Annotated in this window: 19 protein-coding genes; 10 read left to right on the forward strand and 9 right to left on the reverse strand. The window is 64.2% G+C overall.

Annotated features, from left to right (window positions below; translation table 11 throughout):
- From HP499_RS25075 to HP499_RS08440, 3 genes are all read right to left on the reverse strand, one after another.
- On the reverse strand, positions 1–1,493 hold a 1,493-nt coding region (locus tag HP499_RS25075), incomplete at its 3' end, for a DUF222 domain-containing protein (protein WP_253951474.1).
- Between the two features lie 44 nt (positions 1,494–1,537).
- Positions 1,538–2,032, reverse strand: a complete 495-nt coding sequence (locus HP499_RS08435; RefSeq protein ID WP_172323651.1) for a DinB family protein — start codon at positions 2,030–2,032, stop codon at positions 1,538–1,540.
- Positions 2,029–2,460 carry a VOC family protein gene (locus HP499_RS08440; RefSeq protein ID WP_172323652.1) on the reverse strand — a complete coding sequence of 144 codons (432 nt, stop codon included), beginning with the start codon at positions 2,458–2,460 and terminating at the stop codon, positions 2,029–2,031. Before HP499_RS08440 ends, HP499_RS08435 begins: the two co-directional genes overlap by 4 nt.
- A gap of 260 nt (positions 2,461–2,720) precedes the next feature.
- Between HP499_RS08440 and HP499_RS08445 the strand changes: the two genes are divergently transcribed.
- The 3 genes from HP499_RS08445 to HP499_RS08455 are packed head-to-tail and all read left to right on the forward strand — an operon-like array spanning position 2,721 to position 4,516.
- Positions 2,721–3,086, forward strand: coding sequence for a hypothetical protein (locus HP499_RS08445; RefSeq protein WP_172323653.1), 366 nt, complete (start codon positions 2,721–2,723; stop codon positions 3,084–3,086).
- A 54-nt stretch (positions 3,087–3,140) separates the two neighbouring features.
- Entirely contained in the window at positions 3,141–3,830 is a 690-nt protein-coding gene (locus HP499_RS08450; RefSeq protein WP_172323654.1) for a hypothetical protein, read from the forward strand.
- Entirely contained in the window at positions 3,827–4,516 is a 690-nt protein-coding gene (locus HP499_RS08455) for an SDR family NAD(P)-dependent oxidoreductase (protein ID WP_172323655.1), read from the forward strand. Before HP499_RS08450 ends, HP499_RS08455 begins: the two co-directional genes overlap by 4 nt.
- A gap of 159 nt (positions 4,517–4,675) precedes the next feature.
- Here the strand turns inward: HP499_RS08455 and HP499_RS08460 are convergent, their stop codons facing one another.
- Together HP499_RS08460 and HP499_RS08465 are read right to left on the reverse strand one after the other, a co-directional pair.
- Entirely contained in the window at positions 4,676–5,188 is a 513-nt protein-coding gene (locus HP499_RS08460; protein ID WP_172323656.1) for a GNAT family N-acetyltransferase, read from the reverse strand.
- 129 nt (positions 5,189–5,317) lie between these two features.
- Positions 5,318–7,678 (reverse strand): glycoside hydrolase family 3 N-terminal domain-containing protein, encoded by a 2,361-nt coding sequence (locus HP499_RS08465; RefSeq protein WP_172323657.1) that lies wholly within the window; start codon positions 7,676–7,678, stop codon positions 5,318–5,320.
- A 202-nt stretch (positions 7,679–7,880) separates the two neighbouring features.
- On the opposite strand from HP499_RS08465, the gene HP499_RS08470 reads away from it, so the two are divergent.
- Genes HP499_RS08470 through HP499_RS08485 form a run of 4 tightly spaced genes read left to right on the forward strand, consistent with a single transcriptional unit; the run spans position 7,881 to position 11,822 of the window.
- Positions 7,881–8,987 carry a Gfo/Idh/MocA family protein gene (locus HP499_RS08470; protein ID WP_172323658.1) on the forward strand — a complete coding sequence of 369 codons (1,107 nt, stop codon included), beginning with the start codon at positions 7,881–7,883 and terminating at the stop codon, positions 8,985–8,987.
- Between the two features lie 26 nt (positions 8,988–9,013).
- Entirely contained in the window at positions 9,014–10,027 is a 1,014-nt protein-coding gene (locus tag HP499_RS08475) for a PmoA family protein (RefSeq protein ID WP_172323659.1), read from the forward strand.
- A complete protein-coding gene (locus HP499_RS08480) occupies positions 10,014–10,775 on the forward strand; it encodes a cupin domain-containing protein (RefSeq protein ID WP_375154247.1) in 762 nt (253 codons plus the stop codon). Before HP499_RS08475 ends, HP499_RS08480 begins: the two co-directional genes overlap by 14 nt.
- A 24-nt stretch (positions 10,776–10,799) precedes the next feature.
- Positions 10,800–11,822 (forward strand): LacI family DNA-binding transcriptional regulator, encoded by a 1,023-nt coding sequence (locus tag HP499_RS08485; RefSeq protein ID WP_091550978.1) that lies wholly within the window; start codon positions 10,800–10,802, stop codon positions 11,820–11,822.
- A gap of 134 nt (positions 11,823–11,956) precedes the next feature.
- Here HP499_RS08485 and HP499_RS25080 read toward each other — a convergent pair whose 3' ends face one another.
- Entirely contained in the window at positions 11,957–12,409 is a 453-nt protein-coding gene (locus tag HP499_RS25080) for a hypothetical protein (protein WP_253951475.1), read from the reverse strand.
- A 265-nt stretch (positions 12,410–12,674) separates the two neighbouring features.
- Here HP499_RS25080 and HP499_RS08495 point away from each other — a divergent pair, with 265 nt between their 5' ends.
- Positions 12,675–13,412 (forward strand): GAF and ANTAR domain-containing protein, encoded by a 738-nt coding sequence (locus HP499_RS08495; RefSeq protein WP_172323660.1) that lies wholly within the window; start codon positions 12,675–12,677, stop codon positions 13,410–13,412.
- A gap of 7 nt (positions 13,413–13,419) precedes the next feature.
- On the opposite strand, the gene HP499_RS08500 is transcribed toward HP499_RS08495, so the two are convergent.
- Positions 13,420–14,187 (reverse strand): tyrosine-protein phosphatase, encoded by a 768-nt coding sequence (locus tag HP499_RS08500; protein ID WP_172323661.1) that lies wholly within the window; start codon positions 14,185–14,187, stop codon positions 13,420–13,422.
- A gap of 143 nt (positions 14,188–14,330) precedes the next feature.
- On the opposite strand from HP499_RS08500, the gene HP499_RS08505 reads away from it, so the two are divergent.
- Positions 14,331–15,695 carry an MFS transporter gene (locus HP499_RS08505; RefSeq protein WP_172323662.1) on the forward strand — a complete coding sequence of 455 codons (1,365 nt, stop codon included), beginning with the start codon at positions 14,331–14,333 and terminating at the stop codon, positions 15,693–15,695.
- A gap of 22 nt (positions 15,696–15,717) precedes the next feature.
- Here HP499_RS08505 and HP499_RS08510 read toward each other — a convergent pair whose 3' ends face one another.
- Positions 15,718–16,923, reverse strand: a complete 1,206-nt coding sequence (locus tag HP499_RS08510; protein WP_172323663.1) for a hypothetical protein — start codon at positions 16,921–16,923, stop codon at positions 15,718–15,720.
- Positions 16,924–16,970: 47 nt separating this feature from the next.
- On the reverse strand, positions 16,971–17,183 hold the full coding sequence (locus HP499_RS08515; protein ID WP_026542949.1) for a hypothetical protein: 213 nt from the start codon (positions 17,181–17,183) through the stop codon (positions 16,971–16,973).
- Positions 17,184–17,372: 189 nt separating this feature from the next.
- Here HP499_RS08515 and HP499_RS08520 point away from each other — a divergent pair.
- Positions 17,373–17,794: NADP-dependent oxidoreductase (locus HP499_RS08520; protein ID WP_172323664.1), on the forward strand; the 422-nt coding region annotated here is incomplete at its 3' end.

Here is a 17,794-nt window from a genome sequence, read left to right on the forward strand (position 1 = left end):
GTAGCGGTGCCGGTGCCTGTCCTGGCGTCATTGCCGGGCGGGTTGTGTTGGGTGAGTTGATCGAAGAGTTCGTTGTAGTCGATGGTGACGGTGAGTTGGGGTCGGAGTCCGCCGTTGGAGGGTAGTTTCGCGGTGGTCATGGCGAGGCTGCAGGCACCGGTGAGGCCGTCCAGGAGTTTCTGGGCCCGGGAGCGCCGGTCAAGGTCAGGGCCGGCCGCGGTTCCAGCTGTGGTCAGGCGTGGGTTGGTGGCGGTGTTCATGGTGGTGGTGAGGGTTTCGTATTGTTCGGCGGTGGCGAAAATTTCGATGTGGTGCAGGCCGTAGCGGCGTCGGCGGCGCAGGAACGCGCCTTGGTGTTGGCGGAGGACTTCCTCGGAGGGTTCTGGGCCGTCCTGGTCGATGGATTCGGTCCAGCGTTTGGCCATGGTGGTGACGAAGTCCGGGTCGGTCTCGACCGCGGTTTTGGTCAGGGCGTGTTCCATCCGGGTGATGGTGGCGTCGTCGGTGAGGTTCCTGACTTTGTCCAGGGCACTGCTGATGATCGACGCTGAGCGGGAGGGCAGTTCTCCGGAGGCCAGGGCTTCGGCGAGGATCACGCGTCGGGCGGGGATGTCCTGGCCAATTATGCCGGGTTGGGGGAGGACATCCGGGGCGAGGGCGAGCCTGCGCCGGGCCTCGCCGATACCGATCCGCAACCGTGCCCGCAGGAACTGTGCCGCGTCCCGGTACCCGTCATCCACAACACTGGCCCTGGACCCGGCTGCCGGCGCCTCAGAACCTCCACCTGAAAAAGAGCCCGCGCTAGTACCGGAGCCCCCGCCGGAAAGAGAGCCCGCGCCGGAACCAGAGCCCGCGCCGGAACCAGAACCCGCGCCGGTACCAGAACCCGCGCCGGTACCAGAACCCGCGCCGGAAAGAGAACCCGCGTCAGTTTCCGGCACAGTTTCAGTCCAGCCCGTCCGCCACTCCGACGCAGCGTCCGAGGACCCCGGACTGGCCTGTAACGCCGCCGTCCGCGTCAACTCCACAGCCTGCGCCGCGACAACCTGCAAGTACTCCACCGACCGGGCGATCTCCTCAACCTTGCCCGCAAAGTCAGCCGCCTCCCCAAACCCCAGCAGAGAAGCCTTGCCGGCAGCGGACAACCGCGCTGAGCCCAGAAGTGCCGAGCTGTCATTAAGAAGCGCCGCCAGGTCCGGCCCGGCAACCGAAAGGTGTTCGGGCGCCGCGGTGTCGAGACGTTTGATCGGTTGGACGGCCGGGATCATTCCGAGGGCGGGAGCGTCGGCTGTCGGAGCGGACTTGGCCTTGCTGTTGGGCACCCCAGCGCCGTGGAAGTGGCCGATTAAGGTGACGGGCGCCGTCGAATCCTTGAACCCGGCCTTCAGTAAATCAGGCTTGCTCAAGAAGCGCCGTGACCGGATGGCGGCAAGGGCAGCGACAGCAGGGGACGATTCCGCCCTCAGTGCTGTCGGCTGCCCTGTTTCTTCCATAAAAACATCGTGTCAGGGGGGTCTGACATTTTTAGGGTCCCCGGCTACCGAGTGATCTGCTCCCGCAGAATATCCGCATGCCCGCAATGCTGGGCGAGCTCGCGGAGCATGTGGAGGTATACCCATCTAAGGGGCAGCGGTCCGCGACGGTTCCCGAGCACAAGGTCATCGAGCCCAAGGGATGAGGCCGCCTCCCTGGACTCCGAGCAAGCTTCCGCATGGGCGCGTTGAATGCTGGCAATGGTGTCGTGATCTTCCAGGATGAACGACTCATCAGGCGTCGCCGGTATGCCGATCTCTGCCCGGGATCGGCACGTGATGGCTTCGTCGAACCACACCTTTTCCACGAAGGTTGCATGTTTCACCAAGCCCAGGAGCGTAGTGCGCGAGGCGACCAGCCGCCGTCGTGCCTGTTCTTCGGTGAGCCCGTCGAGGCACTCGTTGAGGGCCCGGCGGTGCTCGTCCAGGAAGGTGTCGAACTGGGTCCGGGCGTCCTGGTTGATGACGTCCTCAGTGAAAGTGTGCGGCAGTGCGCTCATCCGAAAACCACCGTTCCGTCGTCGTTGATGTTCCAGCCGGGGTTATGGGCGATCTCCCAGATGATGCCGTTCGGATCCTTGACGTGGCCGTGGAAGATCCCGCCAAATGCGCCTGCCTGCGCCGGTTTCAAAACCGTCGCACCAGCCGCCGCCAGCGCCTCGATGGTGCTGGAAACCTCTGCTGCGCTGCCGACGTTGTGGGAAAGCGTCACGCCGCTGACGCCCTGCGTCGGGGTGCTGGCACCGAGGTCCTGATCGAACTTGTCGGCATCGAAAAGGCCGAGCATCAGCCCCGGCGCTATCTGGAAGAAGAGAATCTCACCGGGCACGTCCATGGCCGGATCCCACCCGAGTCCGTCCTTGTAGAAGGCCCGTGCGGCATCGAGGTCAGGCGTGGCGAACGTGAGGAAGTGCAGTCGCTGGTCCATAGGGGAAGCCTAGCGGGAAGGTACGACGGCGTGACGCACCTGGGGCGGTTGGTGCATCAACGTTGGCGGAGCCCGGCAATGATTCGGGAGCCATTCGATGCCGACAGTGTCCGTTGCCCGCCGGAAGCGTCAACAATGAAGGCATGGCCAAACCAGCGCAGCCCAGGTGCCGTAGCACAGAGTCATGGATTCTGGCGTCGGCCCTTTTCCTCACGATGGGGACTGCCGGATGTAGCCCTTCCTTGGGTTCACTGCCGTGCATGCCGCCCGATTATCAAGTGTCCCCTTCGTCGGCAGGGCCGGGTGACGTGGTCACGGTTTCGGCACCGGAGGCGAAATGCGATCCCCGCTATGGATCGGACGCGCAGGTTCGTATTGTCTTGACGGATGCTTCCGGAGAAGACGTCCTCAACACCTTGGCTCCCATGTCTGATGCAGGCGGGTTCACGGTCATGGTTAATGTCCCATTGATCTCGTCTCCAGGTCTCATGGCTGTGAAGGCCGAGCCCTTTGGTGTCGACTGGTGCGATGACACGGGCACGAACAACCGGGCGAACCAGGGTGAGGTCGAGCTTGAGAGAGCCTCCTGCGCGGAGCCGTCCAAGCCGCTGACCATCACAAAGTAGCCAACTTGGCCGGTCCTGTTGAGGCCTGGTCCAAGCCGGTGGGAGGATGGAGCAGTGGAACCCCTCTTCGACTTCCTTGGCAGTTACTGGTGGCTCATTTTCCCTATCGGCGGGATGGCTGGTGGCTGGGCACGGTCGTGGTCCAAGGCCAGCGAGGAACGGCATCGCCGCAAGGTGGAGTTGTTGAAGTTGCAGAACCAGTTGGCGGTGCACGAGGAAGCGAACCAGGCCGAGGTCGTGTCATTGATTGCCGCGCACGATTCCGTGAACCACAGATGGCTCGACTATGAGCTGGACGTCGGCAACCTCATTGATTTCCCGCTCATGACCGATGTGCGCGAGCCGCTCACGGTCGCCTTCCTGCGCGCCAAGAAGGAGGCGGACGGCTTGCGCCCCGCCAAGCCCGAGCAGATTTCGACGCCGGCCCGGCTGGCTGAATACCGCGCGGCCGTCCACAGCTACGAACTCGCTTTCGATGTCGCCGAGCGGGAGGCCCGACGCATCAAGGACGGCAACTTCAGTGGCCCCGAACGCCAACGGCTTGCGACGGCGAGGAAGCTGCTGCGCATCGCCGAAGACACTGCCGCCACCCCTGCCGAGCGGCAAACCGCGTACAAGCGGGCCCGCAAAGAGCTCGACGGCCTGATTGTCCTGCCGGAGGCGACGGTTGCCGCGCTCGAGAGCAAAATCATCAGTATGTTGGATTCCCGCAAGGACCCGGACACGGACGTGCGGTTCGCTTGACGCCACGCAAAAGGCTCGCCGTCATTACCGGTGCCGGCCGCGGTCTGGGGAAGTCATTGGTGGAAGAATTTTCCGACGCCGGATGGGCGGTTGTCGCGCTCACCCGGACACCCGCAGAGTGGGCCGATCGGCAGCACGTCACCGCAGTCACCCACGATGTCCGGTACGAGCCATCTCCAGAGCTACTCTCAGCCATCGGGGACAGCCACATCGATGTACTGATTAATAATGCTGCTCAGGGAGCCCGGCATTCCAACCTTGGTGACATTGCAGCGGACGGTGTCATGAACGCCGTCGACGTCAATGTGGCAGGCCCTTTGCGTCTGGTGCAGGCCGTCCTTCCGAACCTGTTGGCCGCGCCGGATCCGGTGATCATCAACGTCACGTCCCGCCTGGGCTCAGTGGCAGCGCAGGCCAGGGGCGACTACTCGGACCTTTCCACGAGCTACGCCTACAAAATCTCCAAGGCTGCGCAAAACATGCTGACCATCTCCCTCGCCCAGGACCTCGCCGGCCAAGTGCGGTGCTGGGCCGTCCACCCTGGGAAGCTGGCCACGGGGATGGGGCAGTCCGATGCTTCCAAGGATCCTCGGGTGGCGGCCCGCGAGCTGCGGGAGTTGGTGGATTCCGGAGACCGTGTGTCGCCTCGGTTTGTCTCCCTTGGGGCGCCCGACCTCGCCTGGTAGCGGGGTGGACTGCTGCATTTCGGCACTTCCCTGCTGTGGAGGCGTGGCTTCCTGACCTTCTTTGAACCCGGATAGGCCGCTGTGCAACCGAAATTGGGTGCATTACGGCCTATCGGAATCCAAAGTGGGTGGTGACGGTACACCCTGATGGCATATCAGCTAACCCAACTCAACGCCCATCACGGTCCGCACAATGTGTTCGCCGCCGGATCCGCCCCCATCATCTTCAAGGTGCCGCATCCCCAGCCGCTCAGCAACCCGGCGCGACGCCACATTCTCCGGATGGATGATGGCCACAAGGAGCTCCACCCCCAGGACATCGCGCGCAAAATCCCGGCACGCCAACGCAGCTTCCGAGGCGTACCCCCGGCCCTGCAGCTCGCGGCGAACGTGGTAACCAACCTCAAGCTCGGACCGCCCATTGACCTGTTGCCAAGTCAACCCGCAGTCCCCGACAAATCCGCCGTCGTGAGTTTCAACGATCCACAGCCCGTACCCGTAACGGGCGTAGTTCGTCTGGTTCCATTCGATCCAGGCAGCCGCTTCGTCGCGGGTTTTGGGAGCGGGGTAATACGTCATCACCTCGGGATCACTGAGCATCGAGTTCATCACGTCCAGATCAGCGAGTGTCATTTGGCGGAAACGTAGCCGGGGCGTGGGGTGGGGGAGCATCCCCGAAGCCTACCCGTGCTCAGGCTGTGCCTTCACCACCCACTTTCAGCCCGGCGGCCCCGATAAACAACCGCTATGGGCTGCATTAGCCCCGCGTGCAGCCCAAAGTGGGTGGTGGCCGTACACCAGTCAGGGGAGGGGCCGTACCTCCACCGGCGTCAGCATCTCCCGCTCGAATCCCACCACCCGGCGCGGCCCGTGCAGGATCACCTCATGCGTTTGGGCGTCGGCGGTGCTGGAGGTGGCGACGTGGAGCTTCACCAATCCGGGCGTCACCACGCGCTGAAGGTCCAGGCCTGTGAAGGAGGTGCGGTCGGCATGAACGGCAAAATCCACGACGGCGGACGCACCGGCTTCCAGCTCGACGCGGGCATAGCCGATCAGCTCGCGCACGGGACGGACCACTTCGCCCACCGGATCTTCCAGGTACAGCTGAACAATTTCGGCGCCGCCACGGGAACCGGTGTTGGTAACCGTGCAGCTGACGGTGACCGAGTCCGACGTCGACATGGTGGGCGCGCTGCACTGGTGCCCGGTCAACTCGAACGTTGTGTAGGACAGGCCGTGCCCGAAGCCGAACAGCGGTGAGGGGTCCAGCGCGCTGACGCCACTGGGACCAGCGAGCTTGGAATGCAGGTAGGTGCCGGGCTGGCCGCCGGGGGAGCGTGGCACTGAGACGGGAAGCTTGCCGGACGGATTGACGACGCCGGTGAGCACGTCCCAGAGCGCCTCGGCCCCTTCTTCGCCCGGGAAGAATCCTTGGACGATCGCGTCGGCACGGTCAGTGAAGTCGCCCAAAGCGGACGGGCGACCGCTCAGCACAACCACCACGGCGCGCGTTCCGGACTCAGCACAGGAAACGAGGATACGGTCCAGCATTCGGTGTTGGTCGCCGGGCAGGCGGAGGTCGGCGGCGTCGTTTCCTTCACCCGAGGTGCCCCTGCCGAACAGGCCTGCGTTGTCGCCCACCACCACCACGCACGTGTCCACGGAGGCTGCCACCTGGCAGGCTTCGGCGATCTGTTCCTCGGTGGCGGCCTCGCAGTTTCCGGTGACCGACGTGGCCACTGATCCAAACCGTTCTGAAGCAACGCCTGCCACGGATGGAACGGAGATGCCCATGGGCACTTCCGGGTGTGAAGCTCCCACATGGGCGTCAAAGGAGTAGCAGCCCAGCATCGCGAAGGGGTCATCGGCCAAGGGACCCACCACGCCCAGTGAACCGACGTGCCCGAGCGGGAGTGCCGGAGCGCGGTCGAACTTCCGGTTGCTCAGCAGCACCAGCGATTGGGCGGCCAACTCCCGCGCCAGCGAGCGGTTCGGAGCGGGATCGAGGTCGATCACGTCCGGTCCCGCAGGATCAGACAACACCGCCGGAACGGGGGAGAAGTCAGGCGACAACAAGCCGACCTCCGCCTTCTGCCTCAGCACCCGGCGCAGGGCTTCGTCCACCACGGATTCCTCCAGCGCGCCCTCGCGGATGCGGCGCAGCAGCGGCTCACCGAAGCAGTTCACGGTAGGCAGTTCGACGTCGACGCCGGCACCCAGGGCCAGCACGGCGGCGTCACCGGAATCTGCGGCCACGCCATGGGTGACGTCCAGGAAGGCAACGCCGAAGTAGTCGGCGACCACCGTCCCGGTGAAACCCCATTCCTCACGAAGCAGCCCGGTCAACAGTGCGCGGTTCGCGGCGGCCGGTACGCCGTCGACGTCGGTATAAGCGTGCATTACCGAACGGGGAGCACCGTGGCGGATCGCCATTTCAAACGGTGGAAGCATGACGTCGGCGAGTTCCCGGGGTCCCATGGAGACGGGCGCGTGGTTGCGGCCGGCTTGGGAGGCTGAGTAGCCCACGAAGTGTTTGAGCGTTGCAACGATACCGGTGGATTCCAGGCCTTGGACGTACGCAGTGGCTACGGTTCCCACCAAGTAGGGGTCCTCGCCGATCGTCTCCTCCACACGACCCCAGCGGAGATCCCGCACCACATCCAGCACCGGGGCCAGGCCTTGGTGAACGCCCAGGGACCGCATGCTCGCGCCAATCCTGGTGGCCATCTCCTGCACCAGGGACGGGTTGAAGGTGGCGCCCCAAGCCAATGGAACCGGAAATGCCGTGGCCTTCCACGCGGCCAGGCCCGCCAGACATTCCTCGTGCACCTGGGCAGGGATGCCGAAACGGGAAGCAGCCATGATCTGCTCCTGCGCGGCGGCCAATCGACGGGCGCCCTCAGCCGGTTCAAGGGGAACAGTGCCGTACATGCGCGTGATCTGGCCCAGCCCGTCAGCGATCATCTCGTCCCAGGAACGGGCGTCCCCTGCCATCTGGTTTTGCAGCGGAGCCACGGAGTCGCCGTCGGTGGAGGCGTTGACCCATACTCCCGCCAACTGGGCGAGCTTTTCCTCGAGGGTCATTTCACGGATGAGGTGCTCTACGACGTCCGACGCCGGAACGCGGGCAAGTGCTTGCTGATCGGCGGCGCCGGTGCTCACAGGCTTCTCCTTGGATTCTGCTGATGATTTTTAGAAACTATCAGAAATACGTATTTAGTTTCCATAGTCCCAAACCCTTGACTTGGTGAGCTCAGGCTTCATAGCGTTGAACCCTGAAGCGGAAGTAGCCAACTTGAGGGCGCAGATACTCTCAAGACAAAATAAGAAACTTTCGGAAATGAATCCCAACGGAGAGACTCACATGCAGACGTACAGAGTGGCCCTTGTCGGCACCGGCGGCATCGCGACAGTCCACGCATCCAATCTGGCGCGGACCGATCATCGGGCGGAGCTGGTGGCAGCGTGCGATGTGGACGAGGCCCGCCTGCAGAGCTTCGCGGATGAGCACGGCATCGCGGGCCGATACCAAAGCCTCACCGAGCTCCTGGCCGAGGCAAAGCCGGACATCGTGCACCTCTGCACTCCGCCCATGATGCACATCGACCAAGCGATCGAGTGCCTCGAAGCCGGCGTCCACGTCCTCTCCGAGAAGCCGCCGGCGCTCAGCCTGGCCGACTTTGACCGTCTCAACGAAGCCCAGGCCAAGGGCGGCGCGCAGTTCTCCTGCGTCTTCCAACACCGTTTCGGCGATGCCTCGGCTGCTGCCCGCAACCTGATCGGCGGCAGCGACTTCGGCCGCCCGCTCGTAGCCCGCTGCGACACCCTCTGGTACCGCCCGGACGAGTACTTCGAGCTCCCTTGGCGTGGCACATGGAAGGCCGAGGGCGGTGGACCCACCATGGGCCATGGCATCCACCAGTTCGATCTCCTGCTCCACCTGTTGGGACCGTGGGAAGAGGTCACTGCCATCGCCTCACGGCAGGCCCGCGCCACCTCCACCGAGGACTTCTCTGCCGCATTGGTCCGGTTCGAGAACGGCGCCGCGGCCACTGTCATCAACTCCTTGCTCTCGCCGCGGGAAACCTCGGACATCCGCGTCGACTGCGAATTCGCCACCATCGAACTCAGTCACCTCTACGGATACGGCACCAAGGACTGGACCATCACCGCGGCCCCCGGACATGAGGACGCCGTGACCGCCGCGTGGACCGCGAAGCCGTTGGAGCGCGGCAGCGGCCACTCCGCCCAGTTCCTTGCCATGTATGACGCGCTCGACGCCGGACTGCCGCTCCCAGCCGGAGCGGACTCTGCGCGGCAAACGCTGGAGTTCGCTGCCGCCATTTACGCCTCGGCCTTCACCGGCCTGCCCGTGCGACGTGGCGAGATCGTTCCCGGCCACCCCTTCTATGAGGGCATGGACGGCGAGGGCCGCGGCACCCGCGTCCTCGCCTCCACAGCCCGCGCCTGAAACCACACCCCATAACGGAGACCCTGATGACCACCACCGCCCAGACCTCTACAGCCCAGCCCACCACAGCCCAGACCACCACAGCCCTGACCGACACCGTTAGCTACACCGATGATGGCAGTTCCCTGACGTTCACCGTCGGCACCCGGGACATCGCCACCTACACGTACCGTCCCACGGATGACCAGTACGAGAGCCCCCGCCCCTTCTTCCACCCACTCACCACCTTGGAGGGAGACGAGGTCACTATTTCCAGGCCGTGGGATCACGTGTGGCACAAGGGCCTGTCCTGGGCGCTGCCGAACGTGGGCGCGCACAACTTCTGGGGCGGAGCCACCTATACCCGCGAGACCGGCTACGCGAACCTGGACAACAACGGGGCCATGAACCACGAGGGCTTCACGAGCATCGAGGTCACCGGCATAGAGGGCGCCGGCGCGGGGATCACCGCAGCGGAAACGCTTCTCTGGACCGCTCAGCCAGCCGAACCCGGGCAGCAGGGCGCGCCCCTCATCCGCGAACAGCGCCGTTTCGCCATTCAACTCCTCCCGGCGGGCAACGCGTGGACGATCCTCTTCGAAACCACCATGGAGAACGTTTCCGGTGCTGGGATCGGGATCGGCAGCCCCACCACCGAGGGACGCGACAACGCGGGATACGGCGGCCTGTTCTGGCGCGGACCCCGGTCCTTCACCGGCGGGGAATTCCGATCCGAAAACGGGACCGGCGGGGACGAGTTCATGGGCACTCGCTCACCATGGATCGCCTTCACCGGCCAGCACGATGTCACCTGCCGGAAGTCCAGCATCCTGTTCGTCGAGGACCAAGCCAACCCGGGTGCCTCCAACCAGTGGTTTGCCCGCTCGTCCATGTTCGCCTGCCTCGGCTCGGCACCGTTCTTCAGCGAAGTAGTCCCGCTCAAGGAGGGGCAGCCGCTGACGTACCGGTACGCCGTCGTGATTGCTGACGGCGCGCTGGGAGACCAGCAGGCCGCAGCGCTCGCCGACGCTGCGAAAACAGCGTTGGATGCCTGGGCCTGAGATGTGCACATCGTTCCCGGGCGCAACCGCAGTGTCCGAGGTCAGCATTTACGATTGGCCCGGGCTGGATGGCGCGGCCGGAGGGTCGCCGCACCTGCACACGGCCTCTACTGAGGCGTATGTGGTGCAGCAGGGCGTCGGGCGGCTGGAGACTTTGGATTCCCGGGGCTTCACTTCCACTGCGTTGACGCCTGGAACCGTGGTCTGGTTTACGCCCGGTACCGTGCACCGCGCCATCAACGATTCGGGGGACCTCAGGGTTCTGGTGGTCATGCAGAACGCAGGGCTGCCCGAGAATGGCGACGCCGTGATGACGTTTCCGCCCGAGCACCTGGTGGATCACAATACTTACGCGCGCGCCGCCGCCCTGCCGTCAAAGAACGCCGACGGCGGTGACGCGTCCGCCGAGGCGGCTGCGCGCCGTCGTCGTGACCTGGCGTTGGAGGGATATCTGGAACTGAAAGCTGCCGTGCAGGAAACAGGGGTCGCGGCGCTCGCAGACTTTCATGCTGCCGCAGCGCGCTTGGTGAGCGGGAAAACCGAACGCTGGCGCGGATACCTCAACGAGGGTGCGGAGCGACAGGCCGGGCTCACAGGGGAGCAGTTGGCCTCTCTTGAGTCCATGGAAAGTTTCTACATGCAGGATGCGAGGACTACGATGGGCGAACGGAAAACCCGCAGGATCTACGGCATGTGTGGCCGGATCCAAGCGTGGGAACTTTCCGAAACTGTCATCGCCGGGACGTGATTTCCGGCCGGGAAGGTGGGGACCATGGTAACCAAGCAGGACTCGGGACGGGCGACGATCAGCGAGATCGCCCGGGAAGCCGGCGTGTCCGTGCCCACGGTTTCCAAGGTCCTCAACGGCCATGCCCACGTCGCGGCAGCTACCCGCGCGAGGGTGGAAGAAATCATCGCCAAGCGTGATTACGCCCGACGCCCCGCCAAGCGCAGCAAGAAGGCCGGACTCATTGACCTCGTCTTCCCGGGCATGGGTTCGGAATGGGCGTGCGAGATCATCGAGGGCGTGGAGCGGGTGGCCCAGGAAGCCGGGTACGGCACAGTGGTCAGCAGCTTGTCGCTGGACGGCTCGAGGATCCGGCCGTGGCTGGCGAACCTTGCAGAGCGAAAGTCCGACGGCGTCCTGCTGGCCGTGTACGAACTGGACTCCAAGCAGATCCAACGGATCAAGTCGCTCGGCATTCCCGTAATCCTGATCGATCCTGTGGGCCAGCCCGGACCGGATCTCATGACCGTGGGCGCAGCCAACTGGGACGGTGCTTTCTCGGCCACCGAGCATTTGCTGAAGCTTGGCCACAAGAGAATCGGCATGATCGGAGGCCGTGACGATCTCCAGTGCAGCAGTGCCCGTGAAGACGGGTACCTTGCCGCGCTGCGCCGTGGGGGCGTGGAAGCTGATCCGACCCTCATGGTGCCCGGTGACTTCTCCACCGAGTCCGGAGCGCGGGGGACCGAGGCGTTGTTGGCCCTTCCCGACCGGCCCACGGCGATCTTCACCGGCAACGACGCCCAAGCCCTCGGCGCCTACAGGGCTGCGCGCTCGGCAGGCCTCCGGATTCCCGAGGATCTCTCCATTATCGGCTTCGACGACATCCCCGCCGCCGAATGGATCGAGCCCGGCCTCACCACCATCCGCCAGCCTGTGGTGCAGATGGCTGAGACGGCCATGCGCGCGCTGCTCCGCCACCTTGAAGGTGATGAGGAGTTGCCGCAGAGGATCGAACTCGGCACGGAGTTGGTGGTGAGGGGCTCGACGGCGGGGCCGGTTTCTTAGCCGGGTCTGCCTAACCCCGAGCCTCCCAGCCCCGAGCGGTCTTAGCCGGGCGTCTTGGCAGAGCCTGCCTCGCCCGCGTCTCGGCAGAGCCTGCTTAGCCCCGCGTCTTAGCCAGTCGTCTGGGTCGGGCCTACCTAGCCCCGGCCCATGCTCGTCGACGGATCCCCGCCGCCTTCGGAAGGGTCCGCGCGAAGATCGTCGGGATCGTCCTGTGGCAGTCCTGCCGGGCCGGAGACGTCACCGGAGGCGGCGGAAACGTCAGTGTCCGCTTCGCTGTCGCGGCGGGTGTCGGCGTCGTGCGTTGTCTCGTGCGAAGCAGTACCGTGTGAAGCTGTGCCCTGTGCGGAAGTGCCCTGCGTGCTGTCGCGATCCGTGTGGCCGTGGCCGGCAGTGCGCGGGTCATCATTCTCGCCCGGCACATCCGAGTCCATGGCGTTGGAGCCCTCGCTGATGGAGGAGTGGACCTGGACGTCGTCATCCTTTTCGCCGGGCTCGGGGACCCGGTCATTGTTCACGGGATCGGACGTACCGGCCAAATCTTCCATCGCGTTTTCGGCCGTCTTGCGGATGCTGTCTTCTATGCCCATCAGTTGACTCCTTTGCATGAAAGGCCTGATACCAGGCCGCGCTTGCATAGTAAGCCTACTTACTTCTTGGTTGATCCGAAAGCCTGCCCGGGGTTGACAAAATAGCTCCTCGCCGCTTGCGTTGCCGCAGGTCAAAACCTTTCGAGCCGCACTTTGTACCGTTGATCGTTGGACGATAAGGTATTGCCAGACCGTTTTGCAGAGGGCGGCCCTTTTCGCTCCTTTGCTGTCTGCTGGGGACGCATTTCAGTCAGTAGGAACGTGCATGGTCAACCCCCGCCCTGAGCAGGAAGCTCTCCAGAATGGATACTTTTTGGATCTAGTCCTGGGCAGTGAAGATGTAGAAGCTTTTCTCGCCGATCTCGCGGCTTTCTCTGCCGAGAGCCTCTCGCATCCCGACGCCACCGTCTTTTGCGGCATCACCGTGCTGCGCCGGAAGAAGGCGGCCACAGCGGCCAGCAGCGATGACCGCGCCCAGGCAATGGACGAACTTCAAAACGACTTTGAGGGCCCCTGCCTCACGGCCATGGATAAGCTGACCTCCGTGCTGGTACCGGACCTGCTGAAGGAGCATCGCTGGCCGGAATACGTCGCGGCGGCCTCACATCATGGACTGCGATCCATCCTCAGCGTCCCCCTCCTGGTGGAGGGTGACACCCGAGCGGCCCTGAACCTTTACTCGGAACGGATCAATGCGTTCAGCGAGTTGGACATAGAACGTGCCGAAGTGTTTGCCTCGCATGCTTCCAAGTCGTTGCGTCTGGCCCTGAAGATCGCCCAGCTCAGCGATGCCAGAAACGACCTCGCTGCGGCCATGCAGTCCCGCACCGTGATCGACCTCGCTGTCGGGGCGATCATGGCGCAGAACAAGTGCAGCCAGGATGAGGCCTTCACCATCCTCCGCACAGCATCCAGCAACCGCAACATTAAGCTGCGGCATCTGGCCAAGTCGATCATCGCGGCAGTTTCCTCGGGCACGGTCACTACGCACTTCGAGGAGTAGGCGGCCTTCAGTTGCCCGGAACCACCAAACGCTCACGCAGTTGGGCGATGGTGGCGTCGGACAGCCCGGCACGCCGCACCGGCTCCAGCACGCTTCCGTGCCGCTCAATCAGCAGCGCCTGCATTGCTTCCATGGACTCAGCGTGCGCGCCCATCATGGCGCCCATGCTCTTGATGGCTTCCTCATCCAGGACGCGATCCGGCATGAGCCCGCCCAGGATGGCCCTAAGTCTCGGGAACAGCTGTGGCAGGCGGGCGGCCGTGACGGCGTAATCGGCCGAGATGGTTTCGGGTGAAGCGCCCAAAGCAGAAAGCACTACGGCGGCGAACACTCCCGTACGATCCTTGCCGGCCGCGCAATGGAAGACGGTGGCGCCATCGGCCATGGCAACCAGCGTGACGCCGAGGGCGAGCTGCCGGGCCTGGGTCTCGAGCAGGTTGGCGTACCAAGCGCCCACGTGTGCGGGCGTGGTGGCGGCCGTCATCATGTCGTGGCTGATGGTTTCCGGCGACGCAATGGATGCCGTCAATGCCAGGTGGTGGTAGCTGACGCCGGCCACGGTCAACGGACCCCGCCCGGTGAAGAGTGCCTCCTCCGGTGAGCGGAGATCGATGACTGACGTGACGCCGTCGTCAATCATTTGCTGGGCGAACGCGGCAGGCATTACCGAGACGTCGTCGCTGCGGAGCAGCACGCCGGAGCGGGTGGTGCCGCCGGACACGGGAAGCCCGCCGAGGTCGCGCAGGTTGACGGGGGAGAGGTCCAGAGTTTCCAAATGAGATTCCTAGCTTGTCCGGCGCAGTGTGTGCGTAATGCTACAGGTGGATTATGGGAGCATCCTCCCAGTAAGCGTCGGCGATAGTCCGCCCTGTGGCCCTGTTTCGTGACCCGAGGCAACAATGGAGCACACTGGGTTGGGTGACCGCCAACAAACCCCGCCCCGGCCTCGCGATCTTTGCGCTGAGCCTCGGGACGGCGCTGAATCCGCTGAACTCGTCCATGATCGCCGTCGCGTTGGTGGTCCTGAGGGAGCATTTCGAGCTCGACGTCGCCACGGTCACCTGGGTGATCACCTCCTTCTATCTTGCCTCCGCCGCCGGCCAGCCGCTGATGGGGCGGCTCGCCGACCGCTTCGGCCCTCGGCGCCTGTTCATGTTCGGGATGGCGTTGGTGGCGGTCACCTGCGCCATTGCCCCATTCCTCCCCAACTTCGCGCTGGTCTGCGTGGCCCGCGCGCTCATGGCCGTGGGGACAGCGACGGCGTACCCGTCCGCCGTCGTGATGGTCACCGAGCTGAGCAAGCTGGCCAACTTGCCGTCCACGCGGCCCTTGGGCCGGATCCAGATGGCAAACACCTCGGCAGCTGCGGTGGGACCCGTTGTGGGTGGGCTTTTGGTGAGCCTGGTGGGGTGGCAGGCGCTGTTCGCGATCAACGTGCCCATCGCCTTGCTGGCCATGTTCGTGGTGTACAAAGTGGCACCGGTGGATTCCGGGCGCGAGACCGGCAAGCTCGGTCAACTGATCCGCGATTCCGATATCCCCGGCATCCTCGCGTTCGTCACCTCGCTGATGCTCGCCATGATGGCCCTGCTCAACGTCATGCCCGGTTACCGCTGGTACCTGCTGGGGGCCGCCACCGTGATCGGCGCACTCTTCGCCTGGCGCGAGTTGCGCTTTCAGCCGCCGTTCCTGGATCTTCGCCTGCTGGGCCGGAATCGCCCGCTGCTGCTGGTCTACCTGCTGTTCATCGTGTTCAGTGGCGTCTACTACTTCGCGTTCTTCGGCCTGCCGCAGTTGCTGCAGGAGGCCGGAAATTACGACGCCGGAGTGGTGGGCCTGCTGATGCTGCCCCTTGCGGCGTTGTCGGTTGTGGTGACGCCACTGACGGTGAGGTTCATTGAGCGGTACGGTGTTCGGTCCGTCCTGATCACCGGCGTCCTGATTCTGACGGTTGCGGCGGGAACGCTGGGTTTCCTGACAATGACGCTGTGGGCTCCGCTGGTGTTCGTATTGACGGCGCTGATGGGCGTTCCGTATGGCGTGGTGAGCACGGCTTCCAACCAAGGCCTGTATGTTTCGGCCCGTCCCGAGGAGCGGGGCGTTGCCGCCGGGATTTTCCAGACCTGCCGCTACCTTGGGGCCATCACGGCCACCGTGCTGATCGGCGTCCTCTACGGTCCGGGCGTGAACCAAGCCAACTGGGGGATCATGGTCCTGGTGATGCTGGGGCTCAGTGCCGTGGTGCTGGTGCTGGCCGTGATGTGGCGGAAGCCCGCGGTTTAGCGCTGAGAGAGTCGAGCGCGCATCACGACCCTCGGCGCTGCTCCGCAATCCACGTGTGATTCACGATGGCTGCTGCGAAACACTTGGATAAGTTGGCACTGTCCGGCCCGCGGTAGAGGTCCCTCTGAAAATACGGGGACCCATCTGTGTGGGGGCCGCTCTTGTCGATTTGCTGGACGAGCTCGGAGAGGTAATCGTGTCCGCCGGTCCGGTAGGAGTCGGTTTCGGCTTGGTCCAAACGGATCAGGGCCGAGGAATCCACCATCGAGTTGCGCCAGTACCTTGCTTCCAGGAACAGGGATCCCTGCTGTTCCACCAGGAACCATGAGCCAGGCTGGTGGTCCACGTAGTGCATGGCGTCGCGGTCTTGGGCTAGCCTCAGGTCATCACCCCACTGCTCAACCGGCGGGATGGCTTCGAGGGGTCGCTGCCGGGCTTTATCGAATACGGTGTATTCGAAGGTGGCTGGTGACTCGCGATACAGGGTCAGGCAGATGATTCGCTTGCACGTCGTGCAGCTGAGTTGGCTCTCCACCCGTTCCATGAGCCGGGATGCGTGGAGTGCTTGGAGGTCGGCGAGCGGAACCCAGCGAACGCTCTCAGTGATCAGTCCCGCGGCTGCGGCGCTGGCGAGCGCGGCGACGGTGTTCTCCACGTCGACTCCGCTGCCCGGGGCCTTTGCTCGAACCAGGAGATCGCTGCAACTGGGGCAGTCGTCATCTTCGGGACGGCAGGCGCGTTGCGGAGCCTCCACTGTGAAACTGATGCTGAGGAGGTTGCCGGGGTCATTCCAGCCGCGATTGTTCTTGAAGCTTGGTTCGGCGCACGCGCCGTCCAGCATGAATCCCATGCCGCCGAGGGTGCGGGGTGCGTCGATGGCGGCTTTGAGGTCGGCAAGGGTGGCGTTCTTGTCCAGACCCCGGATCCACTGGGAAAGATTGAACCCGTTGGCTGCGAACCCGGTAGGTGCTGCGTGCAGCACGACTGCCACGACGGCGTCGTCGTGCATGATGATTTCGCTGCCAGAGGCGAACTGCAGCCGCCGCGAAAGGTAAGCAGGTTCGCCCACCAGCCGTTCCTTGGCTGCCACCGGGTGACCGCCGAAGACATCGATCAGCCGCTGCACGGCGGGATCTTCCTCGGACCCCGCCATGGCCTCAACGATCAAGGGCAATCGTGTTTTAGTGCGCCATCGCTCTTTCGCGCCATCATTTTTCCGCCATCCCACTCGACCATTATGTAGTGCGGGGCCAGCGGTGAACGCGTACCTGCCGATTATGCGCCGGTGTGCTGGGCGCAGTGCTCGCAGCAGAACATGCCGGTTTCGTTTTCCACGCCGTGGCCGAGGATGCGGCAGCCGCAGTGTCCGCAATTGGGGGCCATCGCGTGAATGGCGCATTCGAAGCTGTCGAAGGTGCCGGTCCGTTCTCCCTGGGTGATGGTGAAGGTTTTGTCGTACTCGTTTCCGCACGTATCGCAGGTTGCCATGGGTCTCTCCTTTGGGGTTCGGAACCCGACTCCCGCTGGAGGGTGGGAGCCGGGGTGTTCTTAAGCTAAGCATGCTTACTTTGCTGCAACAAGGTCCTTCCGGGGAGCCACCCAAGCGGCCTCTTGCTTAATTTACTGAGTGCACTCATAATTGAGTTCAGTCAGTAAATCAGACATTGGAGAACCCGCATGAAAGCCTTCGTCCTCAACCAATACAAGGAACCACTGCAGCAGGCCGACGTTCCTGAGCCTGTGCTCGGCGAGCGCGATGCGCTGGTCCAGGTCCACGCAGCCGGCCTGAATCAGTTGGACGAGAAGATCAGGTTGGGGGAGTTCAAGCAGATCCTCCCGTACAAGCTTCCGCAGGTGCTGGGCCATGACGTTGCCGGTGTCGTTCTGCAGGTAGGGCCCAAGGTGCGGTCCTTCAAGCCCGGCGATGAGGTCTTTGCCCGACCCGGCAACGACACGATTGGAACCTTCGCGGAGCGCATCGCCGTGGCCGAGGATGACCTGGCCATCAAACCGGCCACCATCAGCATGGAGGAAGCGGGTTCGCTTCCGCTGGTGGCTTTGACCGCCTGGCAGGCACTGGTGGAGCGCGGCAACGTTGG

It is taken from the genome of Paenarthrobacter sp. CM16, from assembly GCF_013179505.1.
Lineage (GTDB): Bacteria > Actinomycetota > Actinomycetes > Actinomycetales > Micrococcaceae > Arthrobacter.

Excerpts from the sequence above, each read along its gene's own strand:
- HP499_RS08440 (WP_172323652.1), bottom strand. The coding sequence starts at position 2,460 with ATGGACCAGCGACTGCACTTCCTCACGTTCGCCACGCCTGACCTCGAT.
- HP499_RS25080 (WP_253951475.1), bottom strand. The coding sequence starts at position 12,409 with ATGGGCATAGAAGACAGCATCCGCAAGACGGCCGAAAACGCGATGGAA.
- HP499_RS08475 (WP_172323659.1), top strand. The coding sequence starts at position 9,014 with ATGACCACCACCGCCCAGACCTCTACAGCCCAGCCCACCACAGCCCAG.
- HP499_RS08515 (WP_026542949.1), bottom strand. The coding sequence starts at position 17,183 with ATGGCAACCTGCGATACGTGCGGAAACGAGTACGACAAAACCTTCACC.
- HP499_RS08445 (WP_172323653.1), top strand. The coding sequence starts at position 2,721 with ATGCCGCCCGATTATCAAGTGTCCCCTTCGTCGGCAGGGCCGGGTGAC.
- HP499_RS08485 (WP_091550978.1), top strand. The coding sequence starts at position 10,800 with ATGGTAACCAAGCAGGACTCGGGACGGGCGACGATCAGCGAGATCGCC.
- HP499_RS08460 (WP_172323656.1), bottom strand. The coding sequence starts at position 5,188 with ATGCTCCCCCACCCCACGCCCCGGCTACGTTTCCGCCAAATGACACTC.
- HP499_RS08470 (WP_172323658.1), top strand. The coding sequence starts at position 7,881 with ATGCAGACGTACAGAGTGGCCCTTGTCGGCACCGGCGGCATCGCGACA.
- HP499_RS08495 (WP_172323660.1), top strand. The coding sequence starts at position 12,675 with ATGGTCAACCCCCGCCCTGAGCAGGAAGCTCTCCAGAATGGATACTTT.
- HP499_RS08435 (WP_172323651.1), bottom strand. The coding sequence starts at position 2,032 with ATGAGCGCACTGCCGCACACTTTCACTGAGGACGTCATCAACCAGGAC.
- HP499_RS08480 (WP_375154247.1), top strand. The coding sequence starts at position 10,014 with ATGCCTGGGCCTGAGATGTGCACATCGTTCCCGGGCGCAACCGCAGTG.